The following is a 25666-nucleotide window of genomic DNA, read 5'->3' as shown; positions in this document are numbered from 1 at the left end:
TTCATTCCGCCATCTTCGTTATCAATTCAACCTTTTTAGCCAATACCCAGCCACTTAATCCATACGATGAGGTAATGACCAGGTACAGATATTCCCCTTCAATCAACTTGTACTCCAGCTCTTCATCCGTTTTATACGTAATAGGCCAGCCCTGACCTCTCCCGTTTTCCAACAAATCGCGGTTGTAGTTGATAAAATGCTCTACACCAACGTCGTTAATATCGAAGATAATGCTGCCTTGCATCGGTGTATCAAACGAATGTGCCAATACATCCGAGAAAAGGATATCCGTATCTTCAGACAAATCAGAGTAATACGAACGGGTACGCATCCTTATACGTTCATTCTCCAAATCGACTTCGTAACTTAATATGATGTTATCATGCACACTTGGCATTGTATGGCTCCTTTCAACGTTCCACTTACTCATTACTTGCTCTGCTTATGCTCTGTTCAGCAGCTGCTCGTCAAACCATACATCCTCATTAAGGTAGTTTATAGTACTGTTTATAGTTAGAGACCCATTCCTCTTTCGAAAAATCAACAAAGTCATATAACTCACATTGTCTAAGATAGTTCAACTGTTCTCCCGCTGAGTCGTCGGGATTCTGCTCCAGATAAGTCACTGTCTTCTCATAACCGGCACCACACAGAAGCTGCACATCAATATAACTGCCTGTATCCTGGTTCTTACGTTTTGCCTGCCAGATCAGCCCAGTGTCCTCTACATTTCCGATGCAGAATAACATAATACATAAGGTTTTGAGATACTCATGATCCACGGCTTCTTGATTCTCGATCTCTTGCTGCAACAACTTCCTGATTCGCTCTCTATGTTTGGTATCTGGATCTAAACCGTACAACTGCAAAATTTCTTCTTCGTTCATCTCTTTGTTCCCCTTGCTTACTTCAGAATATGGTTTAATTCTTCCGCTTTTTTCCTGCTATCCATTCTAGCATAAAAGCAGAATTGAATTGTGGCAGCATAGTTTTGCCTTCAAAATCATGACAAAAAGAACTACTCCACGAAGAGTAGTCCTCCTATATCCTTTACCCATACCTGTTACTAAAGATCAAATTATCGATCCGTTATCAGCCATGTCTTGGCCTCTTCAGGATCAGCATAAAATGATACAGACTGTCCCATCCCCAGACTCTTCAATCTTCTTTTCAATCTCCAACGATCCATCCCTGATAATCCTACAAATGAGAGCTTATCCACATGATCTTTGAGATTATTCATATTGCAGACTAACTGATCCAGGACCTCTTCGGTAATCTTTGTCTCATACATATCCACCCAAACCTTGAGCTTTTTATTGATCGCTAAGATGAAAGCTTCTTCTTGTCTCATGATATCGAAAAGCTTATTTTGGTCCTTATGCTTGCTGCCATATTTCAGACAATGGATTTCTCCACCTTTATAATAATAAGGAAAAATGGATCCACCTGGAGATTTCATGAAATGACCACTCCTTATATTTTCAATTAATTTAGGCGTTGATCTCCTTAATCTCCAGATACATCTCCTGGTTTTGCCAAATGATTTCATTCATGTGTAAAATAGCTTCCTGAGCCGCAGCTCGATATTTAACGTATAGTTCTTCCGTTCTTTGCAGCAGGATCGGGTCTTTCTCCAAGTCCGTGGGCAAGACCTCACGCCATGTGTCTCCAACTTTATTTTGATCTGTAATCAAACGCTCGATGTCATCCAGCAAAATTATTATTTCATTTTGGTTAAAGTAGCGCATCCCGTTCTTTATCCCATCCCAGCTCTTCATGTCGATAATGTTGTATGCGGAAAACCAATAAAACTCCGCCAAGCTCTTCGTATGGTTATGATAGGAATAGAACAAAAATATCGCTTGTTGTCCTTCATGTAACTGCCGATATACCTCTACTTTTGCTGCAACATCTTTACCACGAACGGAGATCAACATCGGCTCTACACACAGCCAACTAAGCTGCTCAGAACCCAAATCCTCAGGTTTGACTTTAACTTTCAATAACATGCTCCTCTCTACTTCCGATGATTGTACATTCGAACTACAATAGTCATATGTTAAGGATTTTCTGGTGTTTCTACTGCTGGATCATTCTCTCCACCCATTCTCCGTCTAGACGTTTCTTTCCTGCCTGTCGCCGGAACATGGTTAGACACTTTAGCCAATCCGAATTTGGGCATATTCGCATATATGGTCTCATATGAACCGGGTTGAGATTTATACGTTTCATGATATATCCCCACGCTTCCATCCGACCCAACGGATTGGTTAAATCGTTTCCATGCCTCCAGGTGCAGGCCACCACGTGCGTATTTCTCCAACTCATCATAAGATCTCCAATATTGCAGCAGAGTCACTCCACGCCAGCTCATAAAATATTCCGTCCCCAGAAACCCGGTATCCGGGTTCATGTACAGTTCTTTAATCATCGGGCCCATGGATTTAAAAACAGGTAACCATTTATGTATGGCCCACAAGCGATTAACTCTCATTCCAATAATAAACACAACAAACTCGCCATCGATCTCCGCTGAAAATCTTCCCTTGTGTATGTGCGCCACGTTGCTCCTCCTTTTCATCCAATATACCTTAGCGCCCGTTCGGAGTGGATTGTGCCAACGATATTGGAAATTACTGTATTACCAGGCCCTACTCCATTCTATATTGCAACATCAGTTGAAGACCTTTGATGCCCATTTTCCGCTCGCCCATATCCAGAAAACCTGCTTTTAGATACAGCTTTTGTGCTGCAATATTTCCCTCGTTCACAGCTAAAATAATTTCATCAACCTTCGGATCAAGCTGCTTAACTAACCCAGGCAGTGCTTTCATGGCATCCAATGCATACCCGTTCCCCTGATGTTCTAACGTAATGGATAGCGCACGTACAAGTATCTTTCGGGAAGAATCCCTTTCCTCTACGTATTCAGAATTTTTATGTAATATGAAGAAACCAACTGGAGTCTTATCATTTAAAATCACTACTGGATATTTGTTTGGATTTTGGAATGCCTCCTCCATCACTTCCGCAGGCATAGCAGTAAATTGGACTTGTTCATTACTTAACGAAAAATTAGCCAAGTCTTGATTGTACTTCTCATTATATGGGGCCAGGCTAATTCGTTTTTTCATTTTTAAAACACCTCCCACTCTGTAAACAATTGTCTAATTCTCAGGGCAGTTGTTTGAATGAATTCTTCGATCGCTTGCATAGATATAATGCTCAAATCACCTAAGGGATCATTTTCAAGGTTATTCAAAAAGTCTACTTTTTCTTTTCTATACTGGTACACCTCTTGCTCCAGCAATCCACCTAAATCAAAAGCTTTACCTGCTTCCAGCTTATTCAATAAATCATGGCCATCAGATCCTTTTCTCAAAATCATAAATTCCAGCTTCGTAACATCCTGCGTATAAATACTTCGTCCATTCGGATGAACTTCATATGCGGGATAAATCTCGAAAGTCCAAACCCGATCCGTATATATATGAGCAATGTACCCGCACAAATATTGCATGAACTTAGGATCATTATGCGCGCGTTCTTTGTTGGTATTAAAAAATGCCCCGAGCTCTTCGTCTGTTGCAAACTGTCCTGCCTCTGGCATGAGATGAGTTTTTGCCTTTTCGGCTCTTTCATTCGTTCTCACATGAATAGAGTCAGGTGCAAGACTGCCCACTATAAATTCAGAGGTTGGATCAGATAATAATTCAGATGCGACTGCAAAATGAACCATGGGCCAAGGCATAATAAATGCTCCTATCTCTATTAAAATCGGGAATTTTAATTTACAAACCTATTCCCTCTAAGAATCTTATTTAAATCCTCTAGGACTTAACGCAGAATTGTGAGTTCCCCTTGCATCAAATCTACCAATACAGGCTTCTGTACCTTGTTGATTGTGGAAATATCAATTTTATCCAGACTTTTAAAAACAAGCTGTAGCGATTCATTCTGTTCATCTTCAAATAAAAGGGTTGCTTGATCAATATCAAGTTTCCCCTCCAACTCCGCAGTAACGTTAAACAGGAACATTACAAATACAACCTCGTTGCCATCCGGATATGTATATTTCATTTTCTCCCCTGTATAAATGGAGGCCAGTTCATATGAACTCACATCAAGACCCGTTTCTTCTTTTACTTCTCTAATCATGGTTTCTTCAATACTCTCACCGGGCTCCATACCACCACCTGGTAATCCCCAATCGCCATAATCTGACCTTTTTTGCAGCAGAATTCTTCCCATATGATCACGAATAATAGCTCCGCCCGTAACGACAATGCGGCTAGTCATTAATCATACTCCTCTCTAATGGCTCGCTTCCCCTCTAATAACCCTTTCCATTCATCATAACCCATGTATTGGTAAATGCGAATATCTAAAAAATCCTTCTTTTGACCAGAATCTCAGTTCCTTTTTCTTTGTACTTCTCAATAAATTCATTGGTCACATGATCATGATGAAGTGCACCCATATAGTCTGCGCCCGGCTTCTTCGGTCTGTAATCGGAATCAACCGTATAGATATTGAAGTGCACCTCATCTTCGTCTACTGACACGTCCGTATTATTGAAAAGTACAATCACTTCATTTTTAGTTAGAAACTGAAAATCTCTTTGACTCTCAATAATATAAAAAGGATATTTCATGTCCTCTACGTAAATTAGATTTTGGTATTCTTTCAGCTCTTCAGGAATTTGTTCCATGTAAAGTATCGCTACCTCTTCTGACTGAAATATGCCTGAGATCCAATTGGACTTGCCTTGTGAAGCTACTATAACAAACAAATAATCATCCTTCCTAGCTATAAAAAGATCCTAGTCCGTTCATGCACGTACAAAGGCTTGGGACAGAATCCGATGGCTGCCAGCGACGTTCTCGATTTCAATGCTGTATTCAGACTCGACATATTCAATGTGAAGTTGTTCATAATATTTCTTCCAGAATGAAACAGCTGATCGGTTATTGGCCAGTTGCTCCACTTTGAATCTGCCCTGAAATTGTGCAAACACCAGATTAACCGCTTGAGCCGCCAATCCCTGTCCACGATACTTTTTGACCAGAAACAGTTCTTGTACCGTATAATCGACATCATCATCTACATATGGAGGGGAGCAAACCAGAACAAATCCGATCACCTTCCCATCATAAAGAATAAAGAATGGATGTAATTCCGCTCGTTCCAGATAGAGATAGGTATTCGTTGGATCGTACTTTCCCTCTTCAAGCAGTTCCTCCCCCGAGAATTCGGACAGATCATACAGATACAGGTTGTACAGGTTAAAAAATAATTCTTTCTGACTGTTATCGATTCTGGTGATTTGTACATTCATGTCATTACACCTCTTCCTTATCCATAAGTGACAATCCCACATCTATAGTTGCATAATGCGCTTCCTTTTTCCCACTTTTAATGTATCGCTTTAGCTCGAGTAGGTATAGATAAAGTTTAATTTAATCGATAAAGTACCCTTTTCATTCCAAAAGGTTATGTATAACCAAAAACGGACACGACATCGTCGCATCCATTGGCACTCTCCATTATTTAATTAGATAATCAACCACAGGATAAGAAATCACGTTCCGGTCTCTGTAGGTTGAAATTACCGCTTCGGAATGCGTACTGAGAATCCCATTTTGCAACATGACCGGTCTGAATCCTCGCTCCATCGCTCCATTGTAAGTGAATAGAACACATTCCTCGGCGGAAAAGCCCGATATGATCAACAGCTCAACACCGTGACTCTTCAGAATCTGCTCCAAATCTGTCTGCCAGAATGCATTGGAGCTCTCCTTCGTCACGGTCAGATCCTTCTCATTCACATCAACCTCAGAAATAATACGATACACCTCAGAATTTGAATCTTCCATCCCTTCCACGTCTTGTACATGAACGACCACATGGCCGCTCGAACGAAGCACATCTGCAACATGATTGATATATTCACAAGCACGGTCTATTGCTTTTTGATCCAACTTATCCCGTACAATACTCTCTTGCATATCCACGATCAGAAAACCTATTTTCATATCATCTCTCCTCTAAAATTAATCTTCTACTGAGCCATTTTCATTTGCATTTTCATTCAGATATTGCAGCACAATATCCACACGCTCTTGGACAGAATGACTCCCCTCAATCTTCAAAATCGGGCAACTTATATCTTTCATCCAATGTTCATGCAGCGCTTTACTACGTACATTCAAACCTCCATCCTCATATTGCGAGGCCCACTCTATAAACGCCTTGGATTCCTCATACATGCTTCCACCTGGTAAAATCGCATCACCATACCTCAGGGCTTCTCTCTTTCTCAGACGTTCAAGTCTGATCTCATTGGGTACATGCAGGAAAATGACCAGATCAAAAAGAGGTTTCAACGAATCTCCCCAACCACAAACCGATCCTGAGAGAATCCACTGCTGATGTTGATCCAGATCTTCCGATAACATGTTTAATCTGTCCAATGGTGTCCTCCGTGAGGTGAACTTCTTAAGCCAATAATAGTCATCCCCATCCAGGTTGATATGAGGAAGCTTGGTTGTCAGTTCCTGACCCAGAGTAGAAGCTCCTGAGCCAGATGCCCCAAAGATATGTATTCGATGTTTCAAGTCAATCCCTCCTAATTGATCTTCGGACTCTATGAATCCACTTTTTTGACTGTCTATCATATCTTTATGTTTCGTGATCTCCTAAACGCCCTTTCCGTCCTAATTGCAAAAGCATAATCCTCTCGCCCTATCTACAAACTTGCTGTCTTACAGCAACACAAACCTCCTAGTCCTTGAACAACTCATTCAGCATTCGGTTGCGGTTTTCCAGGAAACTGCGGGTGATTTGATAATGCTCTGTATCTTCATAGTCCACTTCATGAATGCCACCATCGTCAAAGCCCAGAATGCATGCTCCTGGATATCCCAATAGAATCGGCGAATGCGTTGCGATAATGAATTGGGAATGGTCTGACAGATCATGAAGAATGCGTAACAAGGAGAGTTGACGGGCTGGAGATAAGGCGGCTTCGGGTTCATCGAGCAGATAGACGCCTTTGGAATTGAATCGGTTCACAAACAGATTGAGAAATGACTCCCCGTGGGATTGTTCATGCAACGAACGCCCACCGTAATACTTAAGTGACTCCGGCCCCAACTCATCGACATGCGATGCGAATTGGTAGAAGGACTCTGAACGCATGAAGAAACCATTCGTAATTTTGGGCAACCAGGATAGACGCAAATAGTCTCCTAATGACGATTGCGCAGCATCAATCTCAAATGCATTATTTTTCCCGCCCCCGGCTGTATTAAATCCACATTGATGAGCGATGCCTTCCAGAAGTGTGGACTTGCCTGATCCGTTTTCTCCAACAAAGAAAGTAATGTTATTGTTGAATTCCAATCGCTCCAATGACTGTATGGACGGTATATGAAACGGATATTGTTCGGGATGCTCGACTTTAGCAGACAGTAACTCCACACTTCGAAGATACATAGACACACTCCTTTTTTATAAAGTTCGACTCCTGCGGGTTTCAGTCCTCTTGGTTGATCCACGGATGGAGGATTTCTTTGCGGGTAATTAAAATGTGATCATGGCTCCTTTTTTATCAAATACGGCGGTTGGATTCCAGGTGACTTCCCAGCAGTTATTCTCCGGGTCCAGGAAATAGGCAATTCTTCCTCCCCAGGCAGCATTATATGGCTCTTTGATCACATTTCCTCCGGCTTCACGAATTTTTGAAATCGTATCATCAACGTCTTCTGCTTGATCCACATTAATGGCCAGCAGCGTTCCCTTCAACCCGTCAGATGCACGGAAAGTCATACCCGTATCTTTCTCAAGTTCCTGAATGGGATACAACGATAATAGGACACCTGTCGTTTCAAAGACACTGTACTGATCTGAACTGATTGGGGTCTCACTCCAGCCAAGCTTCTGATAGAACGAACGCAATTCAGGCAAATGCATTGCACCAATAGTGACCAGGCTCACTCGCTGTGGAACCATATTTTACCCCCCCAGTTTACGAATTATGGTGCTGTTCATAGTACGAACTCATCAATGTAAACTTCCAGTTCATTACACAAAATGACTACCTACATCGTACCCCATAAAGCGGTAAACATGAAACAGTTTTGAATGAAAAAAGAGAGCAAGCGGCATGCTTACTCTCTCCGTATTTAATACACAAATCTGCGCTGCGCCCAATAGCTGAACACAAAGATCGACACCTCCGTTAACAGCTTGGCTGCAAGCAGCGGGATAATGAGTTGTTCATTGTAAAAGTATAACAAGCCGTAATTTAATAGCAGCACCAGAATGACCAGCGAGAAGTATTTCGGTAAAGACTGACGAACTTTGGATGTTTTCCCGGCTGAAAATACATACTTCCGATTGATTGTATAGTTGAAGATGGAGCTGCAAAGTCTCGCTGCAACGACTGATAGAAACAGATTATGGGTGAAGTACTGGATCACGAACAATAAGCCAAAATCGATCAAAGCCGATAACACCGAAGACGTGCTGAACATCAGAATGGGCATATAAATGCGGAATGAATCCACTAACGGGCGAAAATGAGAGGATTTGTTATGATCCAGATAGACCGTATCAATAAACTCCTCCGTGATCTCATACCCTTCTTTATGCGCTGTTAACAGCATGTTCATTTCGTATTCAAATCGTTCCCCCGGAATCTGACACAGCCAGTCCAGCATTGAGTACGGAAAACCTCGCAGGCCTGTCTGTGTATCATATACTTTCGTACCTGTCGTGAGTGAAAAGACACCTCGTGTGACCGTGTTGCCGAAACGGCTGCGCGCTGGAATGGTTCCACTGAATCGACGGCTTCCCAGCACCATGCCCGGCGTAGTCTGCTCCAATAGTACATCGAAGATGCGTTTGATATCATGCGGCAGATGCTGTCCGTCACTGTCGGCGCACACAATTCCGCCCTGTGGTCCATGTTCCTTGATATGTTGGAACCCTGTCTTGAGCGCACGTCCCTTGCCTAGATTGACCGTATGTGTCAGCACCGTACACCCATAGGCTTCTGCCGTCTCAAAAATCCCCCGGTAACCTGGGCCGCTGCCATCATCTACAATAACAATGGGTCCTAACTGAAACGTCTGCAATTGTAATATGAGATTTAATAAACGAACATCCGGTTCGTATGATGGAATTAATATCGTCATAATCATTGTCCCTCCTTCAGATAAAGGATGTCACTTACGCCGCGTTCCTGGTTTCTTCCCAGCGGATTATTAACAACCCGGCCCATGAAATACATCGTGGATGAACCGCCGCCGTCCAGATTGTAGGCTTCCGTTGTACCAAGACCTTTCATGACATCGGCGAGCTCTGCCAGCGTCATGCCACGGCTGTCATCCTGTCGTCCGTCCACTACAACGAATACATAATGATTCGGTGCGATCATGCCGATTGCTGTTCTTGGATTAGCATCCTGGATCGACCGGTTGCCAAAGTTGTTATCAATTTTCACGCTGCTAAAATCACTAACGATCTCACCGTCCTGAATTAGAATGGGTCCAAAGGATAACGTATTGGTCGCGCCTTCCGCCAGCAGTTCCGATGAGGAAATCTGCGTCTCGTTGTACGTCTTCATTGTGCCATCACTGAACAGCGCCATCGCATCACGTACCGGATCATCTCGGTATACCGTACCATTCCGTATAATTACGCCATCATCACGGAAGCCATAGTAGTCACCATTAATCGCAAAGATGGCGTTGTTGGCCGCTGCAATCTCTGAGGTGTTTTCGGTAATATTCGTGCCAAAGCTGTTATCTGCCAGAGCCGATCGCAGACTGCTCGCATCTGTCAGCTGTACATCTGCGACGTAATACGTGATCTGATCTGAACCGGAGCCTGTCTGCACCTTATCGATCTTGACTTGCATATCATCGCTTGAATAGTTCCAGTCATCTGACGTTGCATTCTCTTCAGTCGTCGTAGTTGAAGGTTCGCTGGAGTTGCTGTTTGCTGATGTATTGTCATCCGCTACAACAACCTGCACATGTCGGATTAAGTAGCGATCTGCCAGGCTGTATATCACGGTACCAAGACCCAGAATAATAACAAGGGTGATCATCAGCCATTTGCGCCTTGGTTTTGCCTTTTTATATGGGTCGTTCTCGTTGGTTTTTGGATAGATCTTCATCATGTGAAGTTCACCTCTTCATCTAAGTTCTTAAGGCTAATGATAGGCGGGCTAGCTTAAATGAATCTGAAACAGGCTGAACGCAAAGAAAGAAGGTCATCCTTTCCCCCGAGAGGAAATCAGACAACCTTCCATATAAGTGATAATGATGGATCTCAATCTATATATGTACCCCAAATAGGGACAAGTACAATGCTAAACAGCTTTCTATAAACGTGACTATTCACTTGCAAAGAGAGCATCGTATGCAGGGCAGGGTTTCTTTTCAAGATAATCCGTTAACGCTTGTGGCTGCTTGGTATAAATATCCTTCAAAGACGTACCCGTATAGATATTGCCGATCACGACTGGGTGGCATAACTCACAGATGAGAATATCTCCATTGCCGTGCAAATGCAGCTGCTTCCTCCCATCCACACAATTGGAGAAATACACACCCGGTTGTTCTCGTAACCCCAATTGCTCCGCGAAACGATCCATACAGGTAAAATATAACGTCGTATCTTCCTTCTTGTGATTGATCAGATCATTTACGGACTGGATGAGGGACTCCTTGGAGGCAATCTTGCTCCATTTACTGTGTGGCATCACGATGCTGTTCTGAATCTCATGGATGCGCACACCCAGTTCATAGACTTTATCGCTAATAGCTTGCATGTTCGCTTGGGTTCCTTCGAATAACAGCGTTTCAAGCACAGTTTCCAGCCCCGCTTCAGTACAAAGACGAATGTTATGCTCTAATCGCTCATACATGCGGGGATGTACGCGGTAATAGACTGCATAAGCCTCCCGGTCTGTATAGTTAAAAGATATATGAATATTGGACAAGCCTGCATCCCGCAAAGCATGAATTCGCTCTTCCGTTAGCAGACTGGCATTAGTATTCAATTGGGTGTCGATGCCATGTGCCCCGCAATACGTCACAATCTCCAGGCAATCCTGATATTTCAGGGTCACCTCTCCCCCGGACAAACGCACCCGCTTGAGCCGCGGAAGCTCACTAATGATCCGAATCACTTCCTGACCGCTGATGCATTGCCCATCGTCCCGATTGTAAGCACAGCAATAGTCGCATTTGTAATTACAATTGGAGGTCACGCCCACCTCCAGTCCTTCCAGTTCATATACGCCGGGTGTTTCAAGCTCAAGTGCTTTATATTTGTTTTTCACTGCCAATTCGCTGTACCTCCCGATTCCTTAATCCATGTTATTGCAACTTGGAGATTATAGCGGAAATCGGCCGATACCCGATATGACATTATGTACGCTGGGATGTGAAGAACAGAGTAACCCCCAGCCATTTTATTGAGTTTCAGTCCATCTAAATTCAGGATGATATGCAAATTCATAGTCTGCGATCATCAAGAATGACACACGGCCTCGCTGATCGAGCACCATGGATAAAATCATCAAATTTTCATAGCCACCTTCAAGTACAAATTTATCAAATGACGATATTACACTGTAGTCGCCTTGTTTATTTCTCTCCATGACATACGTAATTGAGCTTACTTTTCTTTGATTAGAATCAATAAAGGCTTTCTTTCCATATTGCTGGATTACTTCTTGGATTGTACTGCCAAAGCCTATCCCTCTGGGCGTTTTATATTTTCTGAAAATTGCCGAATCATCAATCATGATCCCATCCACGATCCCTGCTTTGTAATGAATTCTCATATTTTTGTACTGGTAGACATTCGTATGGTAATAATAATCCACGGGATGTCCAAGTTGCTGCTCAACCTCTTCACGTGTATTTCCTATCTTAATGGCAATATCATTTGATTTAATCTGAAATTGAAATTCTTCCTCCGTAAATATCATAGATGCAGGAGGTCCATTTGAAGCGTTAATCAGGTTATTTGATACTTCTGAGGTACTTAAAATAGTCATGAATAGAACAACTAATAGAATTTTTTTGATCAACATTAACATTCCTTTCAAACATGTTCAGCAGGTTATAACGATTGAAAATCTTCTCTAGTCATCGCATACATTTTCAAATCCTGCATTTCGTTTTTAATTTTCATATACTTGCGTAAAAGCCCTTCGAATTTCATGCCTGTCTTTTCCATGACCTTTGCGGAACCGATGTTACCCACCAGACATTTAGCCTGAATTCGCTCCAACCCGATGTCTTCAAACCCAAATTGAATGATTCGGCTAACCGCTTCCGTCATGATGCCTTGGCCCCAGTACTCATTGGATAATACATAACCTAATTCCACCCTCATACTGTTGCTGTCGCACCCCAGATAATTGCAGCTGCCAATCAACTTCTTCGTTTGTTTATCCTCAATCCCCCATGGCCCCAGCTTATCCACCTCATATCGACTCATGACAAAATCAATAAAGGCTTTCGTATCCTCCTTGCTCTGATGTGCGTCCCAAGTTGTGTACTCCGATACAGCAGGAACCGCACAATAACGGTACATCTCATTCAGATCAGCATAGGTAATGGGCCTAAGGAGCAATCGTTCTGTTTCCAATTCCGGAAATGGGTCAAAATAACTTTCAATGGACTTCATATGTATACCTCCCCGGCTTTTCAAATTAGTTTAACAACCGTTATTGATAAGGAATCACACTATCCAGTTAATCTGTTTTGTTCTGGCTTCCCGCTTCTTGATCTACAGATTCATAACTCACAAAACGCTTGAGACTTTCTTTGGTTTTGGAGCTGGTTGCTTCATATTCCGCCCATACTAAATAGAACAAACCCAGGATTAAAGCAGCTATACTCCAACTTTGCGGAGCGGTTCCCACATAATTCAGCATCTCCTGAAACAATTCCGAATTCCACGAAGCCACACCAGAACCAAAAATGGCAGCACTCAAATATCGAACACTGTACAGAAATGCCGCTATGACCAGCAGCAGTGTCCCTGTAGTTCTACGACTCACACATATTCCCCCTTTATAAAATCACGGCCATAACCTCTGGCACTTCCACTGACCTTGCTGCAGAACATATTGAATTCGCACATGCTTTCGCTCCGGGTCTCCCTGCCAGAACTCAACTTCCTTTGCGTTCACGGCGTACAGTCTCCAATTCGGTGTAATGACATCAGGATCTCGGCTGATTCTTTCCTTCTGAGCGGCAATGGCGCGTTCCAATTCTTCCTCGCTGTCCAGCTCCTGACTCTGTCGTCCTGTCATCGCAACTGTGCGTGCCCCTGCCGATCTTTTCCGAAAATCCGCTGCACCTGCTTCCTCGCCCATATCCACGGCTTCTCCCTTTATGCGAATCTGTCTGCCCAATGCAGGCCAGTAAAAGGTCAGTGCCACATGCGGATTGCTCTCCAGCTGCTGTCCTTTTCGACTCTCCGAGCCAGATGCAAAATAAAAAGCTTCGTCAACTACGTCTTTCAAAATCAACACTCGTGCATCTGGAAATCCATTCGAGTCCACTGTCGAAATCGTCATCGCATGAGGTTCTTTCACACCGTAATCTATAGCCAGTCTCAGCCATTCCAGAAAAAGATCCCCTGGTCGATCCGGTAACTGTTCGGTATCCCAAGCCGGAAAAGGTCCAGACAAGGACTTCAAGCCACGCAGCAAATCACTTGGTTTATCACTCACAATGCAACCTCCTTACACTTCCATTTCATTCCATTGTAGCGTAGTAGGCTATTTTCTCAACTATTTGTTTTGAAATGATGCATATGTTCAATCTATTCTCACTGATAAAAGAAGGATATATTAAACAATAAAGCAAATAAGCTACATTAGAGTTTTTTTCATTTCGAAAGGAGTGATGTGGTATGAAGAATATCCATGTTGCAATGGTTTTTAGGAAGGATACGAAGTAACCGCAGAGGATAAATTCCTCTGCGAAGTAAAATTTGGGAGGAATTTTGTATGGTAGTTGTATTAAAGCCAGTGTCTAATGAAAATTGGTATGAATGTACCCAGCTTAAAGTTAAGCCAGAACAGTCGTTTATTGGATTGCTGAATCTAAATATGTTGATGATTTTGAATTACGCGCTATTTACTCGGAAGAGGTTTTAGTCGGTTTTCTCGTATTCTGTGCGAACCCAGACAAGGATGATAACTACTGGATTCCTGCCATAATGATTGACGAGAAGCATCAAGGAAAAGGTTATGGCAAGGCAGCAATGAAAACTTTGATTCAGCATATGCGTATTTCAAATTGCACAAGAATCATGATTGGACACCGACCAGATAATCTAATTGCGGGAAAATTGTACGAATCTTTAGGGTTTATAAAAACTAGTGAAGAAGTAATAGATGGTGAAATAGTACGACTGCTTCAGACTCTAACCTAGATGACTCATCATATTCATGCTGCTAAACTCCCAACCATTTACTCCTTTTTCAACCGTATGAACACTGGTATTTCCAATAGAATGAAACTCCGATGTATTAGTCCAATTTTGGTTTCCTAATAGATAATAAAGGATGTTGATTACTCCGCCGTGCGTGACCAGCAGGACATTGGATTTGATCTGTTGCTCCTCTATACTTCGGCATAAATCCCGAAAGGATGTACATATTCTGTTATAAAATTTTCGAGGACTTTCTCCTCCTGGGAACGGGGTATCCATGCCAAGAGTGTTAAAATAAACTCCTGCATATTTCACTTCTGCTTCCTTATTTGGCATTCCAGCCAAATCTCCGTTGTTCATTTCTCTCCAGTCTTTCAGGTAATCCCCTTTGATGTTAAGCCTTTTTTCAAGCTCTTTTGCAGTCTGAACTGCACGCGGAAGATCACTACTAATCACCGTGTTTATGTTATATTGCTCTAAATGATGGTGCAGGTAGTCTCCGAGTCTCTCCGATTGAGTAATACCTTCTTCAATGAGCCCTCGCTGACTCCAGCCACCTCTGTAACCCTCCTCATCCATCCCGTGTCTTACTAAGATAATCTTCAATTTATCTCCTCCTTAATTTAGCAGCCAATCCCTTCCCCTTAGGTGGATTAATCTCATCCACATCTATATGCAGTTCATCTGGCCATTTTTTTGAATAATTGGATGATAACAACCCCGTCCTTAGATCTACCATCTTAGGTCGGGGTGTATGTTTTTATCTGACAAACGTATTATGAACTCGTACTGATTTGATAAAATATGGGGTCCATATCGAGGACCTACAACGGCTGATCATAATCAAATTGAGCTGAAGTTAACATTTCCTCGCATAATATTTTACATAACCGTCTTATTATACAATGCAAAGAAGCAAAACGATACCCATTTCACCAGTTCAAGTCACTCATCGATAAAAGAAAGCCTTCGCTATACTTACGCCGTGTTCGGCAGGGTATTCTTCCTGCATACTGTACTTAATTCGTGCAGATGGCACATCTGCACTAACGTTCAAGGAGGAATAATCCAATGTCCAATCCCAAGATAAAACTTCTGCCCTTTGCAGAGATTTCAGCACATTTGGAAGGCTTCGATATAGTTTCCACTCAGTGGGGCGGCGATGGTCGGGTCTATGTGCTGCTCATAAACCAAATTCCCGAAAGAAAACAAGGCATGTTTGTACAGACCAAACTAAACCAAACCTACACATACAAAGTTCTGATTGTGACGGAGCAATCCATTGAGGAAGTTGTTATTTGGGGGCAAACGTTCAATTATCATTACGTGCAACCATTACATAGTCACCTGCTGCTCGTCGGGGCGCGCTGCACGTATTATGGGAATGACAAGTATGATCTGAACGCCAAAGTGTGTGATCGGGAAGGAAACACGATTCGCGAGTTTCTGCTGGGAGACGGTATTCAGAGTGTGCAGGTGACCGAGAACGGGACCATTTGGACCAGCTACTTTGACGAGGGTGTATTCGGGAACAATGGGTGGAATAATCCGATTGGCTCACAAGGACTGTTAGCTTGGGATATGCACGGTAACAAACTATACGAAGACCATAAAGCCGATATTGCCGATTGTTACGCACTCAATGTGGTGAATGAACAGCAGGTATGGTTTTATTATTATACCGATTTTATGCTTGGCTGTGTTTCCGGCGGTACCCAGCAACCTAAAGTAACATTTGTAGATCCTAACCTATCCGGCTCCTCCGGTTTCTGTACGGATGGGTATCATTTTTTGTTCGATGCCGGGTATGGTAAACACGGGACGTTTGTTCTCAAGAAAATGGAGAAGCCCGGCACACTTACAAAAGGGCAGAAGATTGAGTTCGTGAATGAACAGAATAATCCCTTCAAGCAGGCACGTCAGGATTTTCGTCAGAACCGACTGCTCCTCAGTGAGGGAAATCTGTTGTATCAGGTGACGGTTGGGGAATTGGCTTCAGGTTTGGTTTAGGGAGATTAGATTAAGAGTGAAGAGGGTTATTTATTAAAAGATAATCCCTCTTCTTCGAGTGCTTGTCGAAGTTTAGGGATCGCAGAAGGCCCGATCCCGTGCAGCTTCAAAATCTCTTTTTCTGTATACTGCGAGAGTAGTCGCAACGTCGTAATTCCCTGATTCTCCAGCGCGCGTCTGGCTGGTGCGGACAGCAATGAAAGAAATCCCTCTTTCGGTTTTCGCTCCTTCTCACAGACCGGACAGGTTGGGCAATCACTACTTTTGTAGTAGGCATGCCCTTGTTCGCATGACCTTAATGTTCCTCTAGCGTTTGCCATGCAGCTCACACCTTTCTGTTTTATCGGATAACGAGTTTCTTGGGCTTAGCTGCACAACCAGTTCTCAACATATGGGATCATGTCCTCGTATTGTTTCAAAGCCTCTATCGTCCATGTGACTTGTGAAGTTCCCATTTGTTGTTCTTTATCGTCTGTGCATTCAATCCACAAAGAGCGTTTCAGACTGTATTCGAGCCAGTCCAACTTTCCGGCAAAACCATTTTCGAGAACCATTCTCCAATTGGCATTTAAATTCCCCACTCGAGACCGATACCCATTTATAAAAGTCATAAATCTTCCTTTGTCCACGTTTCCAATGTGATCTACAGACCAATACATAGCGGTTTCCACCAGATCATGCATCGGATTGATATAACCCGCTGATTCCCAATCAATAATGATGGGTTTGTTCTGGTGCCACATCACGTTCTTAGGCTCCAAATCCCTATGGCTAATAACTGTATTTGAACCCAGCATGACTGATGATTTTTTTGCTTGAGCACTCCACTCATAGAGCTTTTGAATGGTATTACTTAATAGAACCGTCCAATCTGAATTTTCCTTCTGCCCTTTGGTTAAATAATATTTCCAATTAGTTTCTTTGGAATGATCCAACTGAAGGTCAGGAATATGAAGCTGTGAAAAATCAGTTTTATGGATATCTGCAAGAATCATGCCCATATGCTTACAATGGGTTTCAGTTACTTCATGAGGCTCCAGACTTTTACCATCGATCCAGTCAAATATAAGGTAGCATTGATTTTCTAAGATTTGTATTGAAGAACCGTTTATTACTTTGGCAGGTTGAGCATGGATAGAATTCGCTGCCAAGTTTGCTATTTTCTCCGATTGAATATAATTCTGCATAGCTGTAGGTCTACTCATAATTTGAGGATTCAGTGCTTTCACAGCATATTTGGCATGCGTGGTTTCAATGGCATACATTCGATGTAAAAGCCCACCTGAGATTGCCTTGGGTGTACTGATCAATTCACCAAGTTCTAATTCAGTGACGAGTTTTTCGAATTTTAGATTATATTGAATATGATTCATACGCTACAATACCTTTTGGAAACTACCAATATCCAATCTGCGATCAAACTTATATCCCACACCTCTAAACATCGCACACTGCTCATATCCATGCTTTTCAAATAAAGATATGCTGCGCGTGTTTTCCATACAAACGGTAGCAATCAACGTGTAGAATCCCTGCTCACGTGCAACATCCTCTATATAACCTAGCGCTTTTCCGCCAATCCCTTTCCCTACGGTACCCGGTTTCAAATAAATCGTGACTTCTCCCGAGAAATCATAGGCTTGTTTACTCTTGTATTGGGTAATTAGCACATAACCTTTCATTTCGTTCTCTTCTTTAATGACAAATGATTTAAAGCGCGGATTTTGGTTCATGACAGATGTTTTGATTTCTTCCAGAGTCAATTCTTCGGTATGAAACGAGATGGTCGTGTTGGAGACATAATAATTATATATTTCCCTGACTTCAGTCAAATCCTGCTCCGTTATTTCTTCAAAAGAGTAGATAGGCATTTCCATTTCCATTCTCATTTTCATACTGATAAATAACATGTCTTCATTATTCACTTTGCTATAAAACGCCTTATCCTTCTGAAAGCCAGCCCGCTCATACACTTTGATTGCTCGCTCGTTGAAAGTGGCAACCACCAGCCGAAACTGAGAACTTTTAAATTGGTTTTGCAAGAATACTAAACTTTGTTTAAGAAATACAGACCCTAACTTTTGCCCTGTCAGATCTGGAGCTAGTCCAAGACCTATATCCAGATATCCTTCTTCTTGATACAGTCCGATTGTGATTCCTCCCGGTACACGGGCTGATTCCCCACAACAAATAAATCCCACTAACCTCTCCCGTTCATCCAGAACTGAAAAGTATTCCCCATTCATTAATTCATGAATATCTTCATTGGATTCAGAGAAACTGTACATTGCATATTCATTTTCATACGTCCAGGTAACGATTTTTTCCGCATCAGCTAATCTCATTGGATAATAGGATAAAAGCATGAATAGACCCCCTTCTTAAACTTACGGGCTTAACGAACTTGATAGAGACACATCATTGTTTTTCATATAGACTGGCACTCCAGCTCCCCAGTTCCACTCTTCGGATATATTGGAATCCATAATCCTTGTAGTATTGATTGAGTCTCCAATTATCCGCCATGCAATCCAGCCTGATCAAGTTCTTTCCTTTAAGCCTGATGTTCTCTTCTGCTGATTTTAAAAGGAATAATCCTATATCTTGCCCTTTAAACTCTCTATTTACTGCGAATCGATGTATGTATCCGGAATTGGGGTTGTCGAGTTCTTTCCAAATCAGAGGATCTGACCATGTTAAGGTATACGTGCCCACGACTTCATGATTCATTTCTGCAAGATATACTTCTGATCCATCATTCATGAATTCAATGACTTGTTCCAGATTGAAATACTCGGGACGCCATTGATATATTTCTTTGGAGTTCAGCCATCGGGCAGACTCTTGCCATAGGTTCAATACAGTTGAAGCTTCCTCCGGTAAGGCAAGTCTAATCATGAGTTCAGTTTCACGTTGTACCATCCAGATCCCTCGCTTAATCTAAAGTAAAATCCCTACTTGAGTACACCATTTAATAATTCTCCTTACAAGTTTAGGTGTTATGAGATTATCGTCTCCCATTTTGGTGTTATCACACGTTTATATTCTCCACTACGAATTGCGAGCCCTTCAAATTCTTTCCCTTCTTATATTTATTGCTTATTTCAAACGATCTACTACCCCGATCAACCACGCTGTAAATCGTTCCTTCTCCTCGAACTGTGGGTAATGGGCCGACTCTTCAAATACAACAAAATCTTTTTCGGGTGCTTCAAGCTCACTGAAATACTCTCGTGCAGCATTCACGGATGTCATATAATCATATTTCCCCATAACAAAATAAGTCGGGAGCTCCAGTTGATCTACAATGTCTGGCAAACGGCTCGCGGACTCTTCCTTCATGAGAATTTCCTGTGTAGCCTGCACACCCATGGAATACCGAATTACATCCAGCGCATTATATTCGGTTCCCAGTAGAAAGCCAAGCGTATAATCTCTGTTGTCATCAATAAGCCTGGCTGCACCGCCATACTTGCGAACCAGATCTCTTGGTGTGTACGTTTCTCCTCGCTGGATTGAATCGCGAAGAAACTCCAGACTTTCCACATCTTCTGTATTGCCTGCTTGTTCTGCTTGCTCAATCGTATATTCCAAACTATCCAGCTCACTCTGAGGCGTATTCGCCATTTGTCCAATACCGATATAAGCCATGAATTTGTCCGGTGCTTTGGCCGCGGCTTTTGTTCCTATGTATGTTCCAAATGAATGACCGACCAACACAATTTTCTCTTGTCCCAGTTCGGCAGTTACGTAGTCTGTTAAAGCGAGCAAATCATCTACAAGTACATCCGAAGTCACACCCGAATAATCCTCCAACAAATGATATGACTTTCCGCTTCCACGTTGATCATAATGTACAACGGTAAAATGTTGCTCAAGCTCCTGCTGATACTTCCTTACATAAGGGATCTCGGAGCAGCCTGGACCACCATGCACGAAAATAAGGATAGGATTGTTCCGATCCGTCCCGCGAATCATAACCTCATGACCTGCACCATTGATCTCAACCTGTCCTAATGTGCTGATACTATTTTCTCCTTTGATCCCAGGGGTCCATGTGGGAAAGATCAGAGCGAGTATTACGACTAAAAGAATACTAAACATGACGCGTCTGAATATTTTAATCGACTTCTTGCGCATGAGATGGCTCCTCCGGCAGATTATTCGTTTGTTTAAAAAGCTGAATCCAAAATCCTCAATGGTTACCCCTTACTCTTCCTACTCCATCTACTCACCATTTGCTTCTTCTCGCAGCACATAGGCCAATCGATACATATCCGCAATGTCATATCTATTCTGTTCTTCAAATCTCCTGATCGCTTCCGAGATTTCCACAACCTCTACAGCAATCACCTGCTCCCCATCCACCGGATTTAATGGTTGACCCACAATTTCAACTTCTCCATAGCCAATGAGTCTTACAAAATGAGGATGCGGAATATGCGATCTATACGGCTCAGGTGCACTCGACATGCAATGAAATTGCCCAAATAATTGATACGTGATCAACTTGGCTCCAAGCTCCTCCATCACTTCACGTTGTAGTCCATCCATATACTTCTCTCCAGCCTCCAACGTTCCTCCGGGCAGCTCCCATTTCCCATTATCGATCTGAAAAACAACCACTTGTTCCCCGACAAACGGGATGATGCTCACATTGCTTACCAGCGTTTCATCCACGATGTCATTCAATTTAAACTCCGCTTCAACAATCCCCCAATGAATCGATGTGCTGAGCGCAGGGAACTGTTCCCGATCCAAAGTCTTCATTTTTCTATCCGATCCTCTCTATGTAAAATAAATCTTCCATTATAAGTTCTATCTCTCATTATAGATCAAAAAAGAAAAAAGAAGGCCATTTTTCCCAACGGGAATCCATGGACCTTCTAATGTTATATCCGTTGAACCAAAGAATACCTACACTATCCACTCTGAGCGCTAATGCTGTACCAGTTTCCCCTTTTCCAAAAAGAGAACCCGATCACATAACGGCAAAATCCGCTCATCATGTGTAACCATCACCGCACTCTTGCCCTGCTCTGCAACCAGCTTTGCAATCATACTCACAATATCATAACCGCGTTCCGCATCCAGACTGGCTGTTGGTTCATCCGCGAGCAGGACGGCCGGATCATTCATCAATGCTCTGGCAATGGCAACCCTCTGACGTTCACCGCCGGACAGCTTCTCGGCATATGCCTTACGCCGATGCGATAAGCCTACCTTATCCAGCAGTTCATCGACTCGCTTCGCGATCTTGTTCTTGTCCGTTCCGGCAAGCCTCGCAACCAGTGCCAATTGTTCTTCCACTTTCAGATAAGGAATCAGGTTGGCGCTTTGAAAAATAAAACCGAGCTGCTGAAGCCGCACATCGGAAATGTCCTGTTTGTTTTTGCCCATAATCGATGCGCCATCCAGCAGAACCTGCCCCTTCGTCGGTTCAAGGAGTGCACCTGCAATGGACAGAAATGTGCTTTTACCCGAGCCGGAAGGCCCCATCACTGCGACGAGTTCCCCTTGGGCAACCTCAAGGTCCAGCTTATCCAATATCGTCCGTCTGACCCCGCCATCTTCAAAGGTCTGAGTAATTCCCTGCAATATCAATCGGTTTCTCATGCTGCTGTCCTCCCAATCGCATCAAGCGCATCAATTTTGGTAACCTTCCACACCGAGAATAATGAACCCGCCACAGACATGAACACAAATAACACGCAGGTCAGGGACAATGTGGACAAACCTAACTGAAACGGCATCGAAGCTGGCAAGATGGATGCAAACAGCTGAACCAGCAGAACACTAATCACCAGACTGCCGACAGACAGAACCAATACTTGTAATGATACACTGCCGGCCAAATACGCATTTCTCGTTCCAATGGCTTTCAATATGCCAAATTGACTCGTTTTCTGAATTGTGATGACGTAGAAGAATACCGCAAGCACAAACGCCGAGATCACATATAAAAAGGCAATCATCATGAGCAGCGAGCCCTGCTCTTCTTTGTAGCCAGGAATGGCCGATACCGCATCGGACTTCGTAATCACTTCCGTGTTTGGTAATGCCGCACCAAGGCTGTCCGCCTTCTCGCCTGCATCATTAATGGCGATGGCACTGTAAACCGGAGCATTCGAGTCCACTGTTCCTTGAGAAGTACCTAACCCGGCTTGAATAGCAAGCCACTCCTGCTCGTTCAGGAACACAACGGGGGAATGACTGTAAGACTCATTTTGTACAAATCCGGCCACCGTCCACTCCCTGCCCGAAGCTTTATCTACCAGGACTGTTCCAATCTTCACGCCGTCTTCAGACAGCGTGTGATCCACCACAACCTGTCCATTCTTCAGATCCTTGATTGGTGATCCTTCGGTTACGGTTGGAACGAGCCAGCCTTCCGGGTTCACCATGAACAGCGCTACATCGACCTTCTTCGTGTCGCCAGCTGGACTGACGGTTGTCATTTTTACACCCAGCGGCTCAGCGTTCTCTTGACCTACCACAGAGCGCGCCTGTTCAAGCTGATCCTGATTCACCTGGGATCGGGTAAAACGATGATTCGAATCCTGCTCCAGAACAAAATGGGTTGCTGCCATATTTTTGATGGATGCCGCGTTATCATACGCAAGCCCCTGTGCCAGACCTGTGACAAACAAAACCAAAAAGGATACAAGCACCATAATTGTAGCAATTAATGCATATCGCCCTTTGGCAAACCTCATCTCTCTAATAGCCAAGTACATATTCTCTGACCTCCTCTTGATAACCCAAGTATAGGAGGCGAAAATGAACGGCAAATGAATAACAGATTACATCTGCGGGAGCGTCACGGTAAAGACCGTTCCCTCTGACGAACTGGAGACCTCGATCGTGCCGTCATGGATGCGAATAATTTTCTGCACAATGGCAAGTCCAAGCCCGGTTCGGCCAGAAGAGCGCTCTCTTGCACGGTCAACCCGGTAGAAACGATCGAATAGGAAAGGCAAATGCTCTGCTGCAATCCCGTCTCCTGTATCCCGAATATGAATTACGCACTGGGCACTGGTTTCCTCGGCACGTATTTCGATGCTTCTTCCCTGGGGAAGATGATTGACGGCATTCCCCAGCAGATTCATCCACACTTGCATGAGCAGCACTTCATTGCCATAGAGCTGGATGGATTCGGGTACCGAAATTCGGAGCAGCAGCTCCTTTTCTTCCAGCTGCCATTGCAGCACCTGAACCGCTTGGCGGAATTGATCCCGCAGAGAGAATCTCACTTTGGTCAAATCCTCATGACCTTGTTCCAGGGAGGACAGGAGCAGCAACTGTTTACTCAGCAAAGACAGATGACGACTCTCCTCCTCAATAATGGAAGCGTAATGCTCCCGTTCCTGTTCAGGCAGATTCTGATCTCCCACCAGTTGGGCAAAACCCTGAATCGAAGTCAGCGGGGATTGAATCTCATGGGATACGTTGGATACAAACTGCTGACGCGCCTGATCTACCCGTTCCAACTCACGACTCATGGTCATGAAATGCCGGGCCAGCTGTCCAATCTCATCGCGCCGCGTAGTACGTAATTTCAGATTATAGTTCCCTTGCGCAATACGCTTGGTCGCCTCGGACAGACGTTCAATCGGATTCACCAGATAGCGGGTACTGATTATAAAGAGCAGAATGCTAATGCCCACCGTAAAAGCTCCAATCAGCGCAAAAAAGATACGCAGTTCACCGAATTGCAAAATGACATCCGGGCGCATAAACAACGCATAACTTGCATTGCCCATCTGTAGATGAACACCAACGGTATTGCTCAATTGATTATCGAAGAACCCGGTAATGAACGGTTTGCTGGGAAACTCGGCAACGCCGTGGTAAACCTCACCACTCAGTACCCGTTCAACAGCCTGCTTGTCCAGATCCTTCTGGCGGAATTCACGGCCATAGAATTGGTCATTTCCTTTTCCATCCGTCACATAAATTTCGTAACCAAGCGCTGCGGCATTGTTCAGGTAATGCTCCACCGTAGCGGGTTCCTGCTCCACAAACTGCTTCATTTGAGTCGCGATGCCCACCAACTTCTCGTCATTGAAAGACTTCAATTTCGCATGATAATAAATATTCGATAAAAGAAAACCCAGCATGGCGCTGACCAGAATCACCGCGATTGTAATCATAAATACCCGAAAGTACAGTGATCTCAATGCGCTTTCACCTCAATCTTATAACCAATGCCCCGTACCGTCTGAATGACAAAATCATCCGCATAATCGGCAAAACGATCACGCAGCCGCTTGATATGTACATCTACCGTGCGATCATCTCCTTCATAGTCGGCTCCCCATACAAGTCGAATAAGTTCATCACGCGAGAACAAACGGCCCGGGAACTGCGCCAGCTGCGAGAGCAGCTCGAACTCCTTCATTGGCAAAAAGAGAATCGATTGCCCATCGGAGACCTCCACATTGTTTCGGTCAATCACGATGCGATTCATGCGAATGATATCACTGGACGTGCGATGGTATCGGCGAAACAATGCCTTGACCCGGTATACCAGTTCCTCGGGCTCAAACGGCTTCGTCACATATTCATCTGTGCCTCTCAAGTACCCATCCCGCTTGTCGGATAGCTGATCTCGTGCAGTCAGCAGCATGATCGGAATGTCATAATGTTGGCGAATGAAATCACATAACTCCAGTCCATCCATGCCTGGCATCATCACATCCAGAATCGCCAGATCGATTGGTGTTGCTTGCATCACCTTGACCGCTTCCACTCCATCTTGTGCTTCATGCACGCGGTACCCTTCCTTGGTCATGACATGCCGGAGGAGTGCTCTAATATTGGCGTCGTCGTCCGCCAGAAGCAGATGCTTCATATGGTTGTCCGCCCCTTTTCTGTTAAGTTGAAATGAATCATTTTTACACTAGCCACTACAAGGTCAGAACAATCTTCTGATCGCTGTTATCCCCAGATTTTTTCTGACCTCTCCGTTACCGTGTAAATATTAGTTTTAACTTATATTTTCTTCATTTTATTATTTGTAGCGGGAACTTCCTCGACATTGATCCTGCACAGATGGTAGCACAAAAGCAACGTAAATCGCCAGCACACATGCGATTGGCGCACCGGGTATGTTTATATTTTTTCAAATCTGGTTGACACTATTATTAGGCGCACCTATAATAAAACCATAACATAT

General features: G+C 43.5%; 35 protein-coding genes. 2 read left to right on the top strand and 33 right to left on the bottom strand.

Features of this window, described 5'->3' with window-relative positions; all coding sequences use genetic code 11:
• Position 1 precedes the first annotated feature (1 nt).
• From MHB49_RS09165 to MHB49_RS09065, 21 genes are all read right to left on the bottom strand, one after another.
• Entirely contained in the window at positions 2-397 is a 396-nt protein-coding gene (locus MHB49_RS09165) for a hypothetical protein (RefSeq protein WP_405155898.1), read from the bottom strand.
• 88 nt (positions 398-485) lie between these two features.
• Complete coding sequence (locus MHB49_RS09160) at positions 486-887, bottom strand: hypothetical protein (RefSeq protein ID WP_405155897.1); 402 nt, start codon at positions 885-887, stop codon at positions 486-488.
• Between the two features lie 191 nt (positions 888-1078).
• Positions 1079-1462, bottom strand: a complete 384-nt coding sequence (locus MHB49_RS09155; RefSeq protein WP_405155896.1) for a hypothetical protein — start codon at positions 1460-1462, stop codon at positions 1079-1081.
• A gap of 31 nt (positions 1463-1493) precedes the next feature.
• Positions 1494-2006 (bottom strand): hypothetical protein, encoded by a 513-nt coding sequence (locus MHB49_RS09150; RefSeq protein WP_405155895.1) that lies wholly within the window; start codon positions 2004-2006, stop codon positions 1494-1496.
• A gap of 56 nt (positions 2007-2062) precedes the next feature.
• On the bottom strand, positions 2063-2566 hold the full coding sequence (locus MHB49_RS09145) for a DUF4188 domain-containing protein (protein ID WP_405155894.1): 504 nt from the start codon (positions 2564-2566) through the stop codon (positions 2063-2065).
• An 88-nt stretch (positions 2567-2654) separates the two neighbouring features.
• Positions 2655-3137 (bottom strand): GNAT family N-acetyltransferase, encoded by a 483-nt coding sequence (locus tag MHB49_RS09140; RefSeq protein ID WP_405155893.1) that lies wholly within the window; start codon positions 3135-3137, stop codon positions 2655-2657.
• Between the two features lie 2 nt (positions 3138-3139).
• Positions 3140-3754, bottom strand: a complete 615-nt coding sequence (locus MHB49_RS09135) for a hypothetical protein (protein ID WP_405155892.1) — start codon at positions 3752-3754, stop codon at positions 3140-3142.
• An 86-nt stretch (positions 3755-3840) separates the two neighbouring features.
• A complete protein-coding gene (locus MHB49_RS09130) occupies positions 3841-4302 on the bottom strand; it encodes an NUDIX domain-containing protein (RefSeq protein WP_405155891.1) in 462 nt (153 codons plus the stop codon).
• A gap of 85 nt (positions 4303-4387) precedes the next feature.
• Positions 4388-4795, bottom strand: a complete 408-nt coding sequence (locus tag MHB49_RS09125) for a hypothetical protein (RefSeq protein ID WP_405155890.1) — start codon at positions 4793-4795, stop codon at positions 4388-4390.
• Between the two features lie 39 nt (positions 4796-4834).
• Positions 4835-5341, bottom strand: a complete 507-nt coding sequence (locus MHB49_RS09120; protein WP_405155889.1) for a GNAT family N-acetyltransferase — start codon at positions 5339-5341, stop codon at positions 4835-4837.
• A 208-nt stretch (positions 5342-5549) separates the two neighbouring features.
• Positions 5550-6038 carry a cysteine hydrolase family protein gene (locus MHB49_RS09115; protein WP_405155888.1) on the bottom strand — a complete coding sequence of 163 codons (489 nt, stop codon included), beginning with the start codon at positions 6036-6038 and terminating at the stop codon, positions 5550-5552.
• Between the two features lie 18 nt (positions 6039-6056).
• Positions 6057-6620 carry an AAA family ATPase gene (locus MHB49_RS09110; RefSeq protein WP_405155887.1) on the bottom strand — a complete coding sequence of 188 codons (564 nt, stop codon included), beginning with the start codon at positions 6618-6620 and terminating at the stop codon, positions 6057-6059.
• A gap of 166 nt (positions 6621-6786) precedes the next feature.
• Positions 6787-7500, bottom strand: a complete 714-nt coding sequence (locus MHB49_RS09105) for an AAA family ATPase (protein ID WP_405155886.1) — start codon at positions 7498-7500, stop codon at positions 6787-6789.
• 87 nt (positions 7501-7587) lie between these two features.
• Positions 7588-8016: a VOC family protein gene (locus MHB49_RS09100; RefSeq protein ID WP_405155885.1), complete on the bottom strand. Its 429-nt coding sequence runs from the start codon at positions 8014-8016 to the stop codon at positions 7588-7590.
• Positions 8017-8189: 173 nt separating this feature from the next.
• Positions 8190-9203 (bottom strand): GtrA family protein, encoded by a 1014-nt coding sequence (locus tag MHB49_RS09095; protein ID WP_405155884.1) that lies wholly within the window; start codon positions 9201-9203, stop codon positions 8190-8192.
• A 2-nt stretch (positions 9204-9205) separates the two neighbouring features.
• Positions 9206-10192 (bottom strand): phosphodiester glycosidase family protein, encoded by a 987-nt coding sequence (locus tag MHB49_RS09090; RefSeq protein WP_405155883.1) that lies wholly within the window; start codon positions 10190-10192, stop codon positions 9206-9208.
• A 216-nt stretch (positions 10193-10408) separates the two neighbouring features.
• Entirely contained in the window at positions 10409-11365 is a 957-nt protein-coding gene (locus MHB49_RS09085) for a radical SAM protein (RefSeq protein ID WP_405155882.1), read from the bottom strand.
• Between the two features lie 126 nt (positions 11366-11491).
• On the bottom strand, positions 11492-12082 hold the full coding sequence (locus MHB49_RS09080) for a hypothetical protein (RefSeq protein WP_405155881.1): 591 nt from the start codon (positions 12080-12082) through the stop codon (positions 11492-11494).
• Between the two features lie 65 nt (positions 12083-12147).
• Positions 12148-12717: a GNAT family N-acetyltransferase gene (locus tag MHB49_RS09075; protein ID WP_405155880.1), complete on the bottom strand. Its 570-nt coding sequence runs from the start codon at positions 12715-12717 to the stop codon at positions 12148-12150.
• Positions 12718-12784: 67 nt separating this feature from the next.
• On the bottom strand, positions 12785-13093 hold the full coding sequence (locus tag MHB49_RS09070) for a hypothetical protein (RefSeq protein WP_274570168.1): 309 nt from the start codon (positions 13091-13093) through the stop codon (positions 12785-12787).
• Between the two features lie 21 nt (positions 13094-13114).
• Positions 13115-13771, bottom strand: coding sequence for a pyridoxal 5'-phosphate synthase (locus MHB49_RS09065; protein ID WP_405155879.1), 657 nt, complete (start codon positions 13769-13771; stop codon positions 13115-13117).
• Positions 13772-14136: 365 nt separating this feature from the next.
• Between MHB49_RS09065 and MHB49_RS09060 the strand changes: the two genes are divergently transcribed.
• Entirely contained in the window at positions 14137-14478 is a 342-nt protein-coding gene (locus tag MHB49_RS09060; RefSeq protein ID WP_405157091.1) for a GNAT family N-acetyltransferase, read from the top strand.
• Here MHB49_RS09060 and MHB49_RS09055 read toward each other — a convergent pair.
• The gene (locus MHB49_RS09055; protein ID WP_405155878.1) at positions 14470-15084 is read right to left on the bottom strand and encodes a histidine phosphatase family protein; all 615 of its coding nucleotides are present in this window, start codon (positions 15082-15084) and stop codon (positions 14470-14472) included. The two genes, MHB49_RS09060 and MHB49_RS09055, sit on opposite strands and share 9 nt — an antisense overlap.
• A gap of 154 nt (positions 15085-15238) precedes the next feature.
• Positions 15239-15319, bottom strand: coding sequence for a DUF2569 family protein (locus MHB49_RS09050; RefSeq protein WP_405157090.1), 81 nt, complete (start codon positions 15317-15319; stop codon positions 15239-15241).
• A 230-nt stretch (positions 15320-15549) separates the two neighbouring features.
• Between MHB49_RS09050 and MHB49_RS09045 the strand changes: the two genes are divergently transcribed.
• Positions 15550-16488 carry a hypothetical protein gene (locus MHB49_RS09045; RefSeq protein ID WP_405155877.1) on the top strand — a complete coding sequence of 313 codons (939 nt, stop codon included), beginning with the start codon at positions 15550-15552 and terminating at the stop codon, positions 16486-16488.
• Between the two features lie 26 nt (positions 16489-16514).
• Here MHB49_RS09045 and MHB49_RS09040 read toward each other — a convergent pair whose 3' ends face one another.
• From MHB49_RS09040 to MHB49_RS08995, 10 genes are all read right to left on the bottom strand, one after another.
• A complete protein-coding gene (locus tag MHB49_RS09040; RefSeq protein ID WP_405155876.1) occupies positions 16515-16808 on the bottom strand; it encodes an RNA polymerase alpha subunit C-terminal domain-containing protein in 294 nt (97 codons plus the stop codon).
• 45 nt (positions 16809-16853) lie between these two features.
• Positions 16854-17861: an aminoglycoside phosphotransferase family protein gene (locus tag MHB49_RS09035; protein WP_405155875.1), complete on the bottom strand. Its 1008-nt coding sequence runs from the start codon at positions 17859-17861 to the stop codon at positions 16854-16856.
• Between the two features lie 3 nt (positions 17862-17864).
• Entirely contained in the window at positions 17865-18854 is a 990-nt protein-coding gene (locus tag MHB49_RS09030; RefSeq protein WP_405155874.1) for a GNAT family N-acetyltransferase, read from the bottom strand.
• Between the two features lie 52 nt (positions 18855-18906).
• Positions 18907-19410: a GNAT family N-acetyltransferase gene (locus MHB49_RS09025; RefSeq protein ID WP_405155873.1), complete on the bottom strand. Its 504-nt coding sequence runs from the start codon at positions 19408-19410 to the stop codon at positions 18907-18909.
• Positions 19411-19587: 177 nt separating this feature from the next.
• Entirely contained in the window at positions 19588-20628 is a 1041-nt protein-coding gene (locus MHB49_RS09020; RefSeq protein ID WP_405155872.1) for an alpha/beta fold hydrolase, read from the bottom strand.
• Between the two features lie 87 nt (positions 20629-20715).
• Complete coding sequence (locus MHB49_RS09015) at positions 20716-21258, bottom strand: NUDIX hydrolase (protein ID WP_405155871.1); 543 nt, start codon at positions 21256-21258, stop codon at positions 20716-20718.
• Positions 21259-21426: 168 nt separating this feature from the next.
• Positions 21427-22104, bottom strand: a complete 678-nt coding sequence (locus MHB49_RS09010; RefSeq protein ID WP_405155870.1) for an ABC transporter ATP-binding protein — start codon at positions 22102-22104, stop codon at positions 21427-21429.
• The gene (locus MHB49_RS09005; protein ID WP_405155869.1) at positions 22101-23225 is read right to left on the bottom strand and encodes an ABC transporter permease; all 1125 of its coding nucleotides are present in this window, start codon (positions 23223-23225) and stop codon (positions 22101-22103) included. The genes MHB49_RS09010 and MHB49_RS09005 overlap by 4 nt, the downstream gene beginning before the upstream one ends.
• A 66-nt stretch (positions 23226-23291) precedes the next feature.
• Positions 23292-24668: a sensor histidine kinase gene (locus MHB49_RS09000; RefSeq protein ID WP_405155868.1), complete on the bottom strand. Its 1377-nt coding sequence runs from the start codon at positions 24666-24668 to the stop codon at positions 23292-23294.
• On the bottom strand, positions 24665-25342 hold the full coding sequence (locus MHB49_RS08995; RefSeq protein ID WP_247901499.1) for a response regulator transcription factor: 678 nt from the start codon (positions 25340-25342) through the stop codon (positions 24665-24667). The genes MHB49_RS09000 and MHB49_RS08995 overlap by 4 nt, the downstream gene beginning before the upstream one ends.
• Positions 25343-25666: the final 324 nt, after the last annotated feature.

This window comes from Paenibacillus sp. FSL K6-0108 (assembly GCF_045040695.1).
Lineage (GTDB): Bacteria > Bacillota > Bacilli > Paenibacillales > Paenibacillaceae > Paenibacillus > Paenibacillus pabuli_B.
The sequence above is the reverse complement of the archived record's forward strand: the minus strand, read 5'-3'. Positions and strand labels throughout refer to the sequence as shown.

Bases quoted from the DNA above. Each gene is read 5' to 3' on its own strand.
- MHB49_RS09165 (WP_405155898.1), bottom strand. From the start codon at position 397: ATGCCAAGTGTGCATGATAACATCATATTAAGTTACGAAGTCGATTTG.
- MHB49_RS09160 (WP_405155897.1), bottom strand. From the start codon at position 887: ATGAACGAAGAAGAAATTTTGCAGTTGTACGGTTTAGATCCAGATACC.
- MHB49_RS09155 (WP_405155896.1), bottom strand. From the start codon at position 1,462: ATGAAATCTCCAGGTGGATCCATTTTTCCTTATTATTATAAAGGTGGA.
- MHB49_RS09140 (WP_405155893.1), bottom strand. From the start codon at position 3,137: ATGAAAAAACGAATTAGCCTGGCCCCATATAATGAGAAGTACAATCAA.
- MHB49_RS09135 (WP_405155892.1), bottom strand. From the start codon at position 3,754: ATGCCTTGGCCCATGGTTCATTTTGCAGTCGCATCTGAATTATTATCT.
- MHB49_RS09130 (WP_405155891.1), bottom strand. From the start codon at position 4,302: ATGACTAGCCGCATTGTCGTTACGGGCGGAGCTATTATTCGTGATCAT.
- MHB49_RS09120 (WP_405155889.1), bottom strand. From the start codon at position 5,341: ATGAATGTACAAATCACCAGAATCGATAACAGTCAGAAAGAATTATTT.
- MHB49_RS09115 (WP_405155888.1), bottom strand. From the start codon at position 6,038: ATGAAAATAGGTTTTCTGATCGTGGATATGCAAGAGAGTATTGTACGG.
- MHB49_RS09105 (WP_405155886.1), bottom strand. From the start codon at position 7,500: ATGTATCTTCGAAGTGTGGAGTTACTGTCTGCTAAAGTCGAGCATCCC.
- MHB49_RS09100 (WP_405155885.1), bottom strand. From the start codon at position 8,016: ATGGTTCCACAGCGAGTGAGCCTGGTCACTATTGGTGCAATGCATTTG.
- MHB49_RS09095 (WP_405155884.1), bottom strand. From the start codon at position 9,203: ATGACGATATTAATTCCATCATACGAACCGGATGTTCGTTTATTAAAT.
- MHB49_RS09090 (WP_405155883.1), bottom strand. From the start codon at position 10,192: ATGATGAAGATCTATCCAAAAACCAACGAGAACGACCCATATAAAAAG.
- MHB49_RS09080 (WP_405155881.1), bottom strand. From the start codon at position 12,082: ATGACTATTTTAAGTACCTCAGAAGTATCAAATAACCTGATTAACGCT.
- MHB49_RS09075 (WP_405155880.1), bottom strand. From the start codon at position 12,717: ATGAAGTCCATTGAAAGTTATTTTGACCCATTTCCGGAATTGGAAACA.
- MHB49_RS09050 (WP_405157090.1), bottom strand. From the start codon at position 15,319: ATGATCAGCCGTTGTAGGTCCTCGATATGGACCCCATATTTTATCAAA.
- MHB49_RS09045 (WP_405155877.1), top strand. From the start codon at position 15,550: ATGTCCAATCCCAAGATAAAACTTCTGCCCTTTGCAGAGATTTCAGCA.
- MHB49_RS09040 (WP_405155876.1), bottom strand. From the start codon at position 16,808: ATGGCAAACGCTAGAGGAACATTAAGGTCATGCGAACAAGGGCATGCC.
- MHB49_RS09035 (WP_405155875.1), bottom strand. From the start codon at position 17,861: ATGAATCATATTCAATATAATCTAAAATTCGAAAAACTCGTCACTGAA.
- MHB49_RS09030 (WP_405155874.1), bottom strand. From the start codon at position 18,854: ATGCTTTTATCCTATTATCCAATGAGATTAGCTGATGCGGAAAAAATC.
- MHB49_RS09025 (WP_405155873.1), bottom strand. From the start codon at position 19,410: ATGGTACAACGTGAAACTGAACTCATGATTAGACTTGCCTTACCGGAG.
- MHB49_RS09020 (WP_405155872.1), bottom strand. From the start codon at position 20,628: ATGCGCAAGAAGTCGATTAAAATATTCAGACGCGTCATGTTTAGTATT.
- MHB49_RS09015 (WP_405155871.1), bottom strand. From the start codon at position 21,258: ATGAAGACTTTGGATCGGGAACAGTTCCCTGCGCTCAGCACATCGATT.
- MHB49_RS09010 (WP_405155870.1), bottom strand. From the start codon at position 22,104: ATGAGAAACCGATTGATATTGCAGGGAATTACTCAGACCTTTGAAGAT.
- MHB49_RS09005 (WP_405155869.1), bottom strand. From the start codon at position 23,225: ATGTACTTGGCTATTAGAGAGATGAGGTTTGCCAAAGGGCGATATGCA.
- MHB49_RS08995 (WP_247901499.1), bottom strand. From the start codon at position 25,342: ATGAAGCATCTGCTTCTGGCGGACGACGACGCCAATATTAGAGCACTC.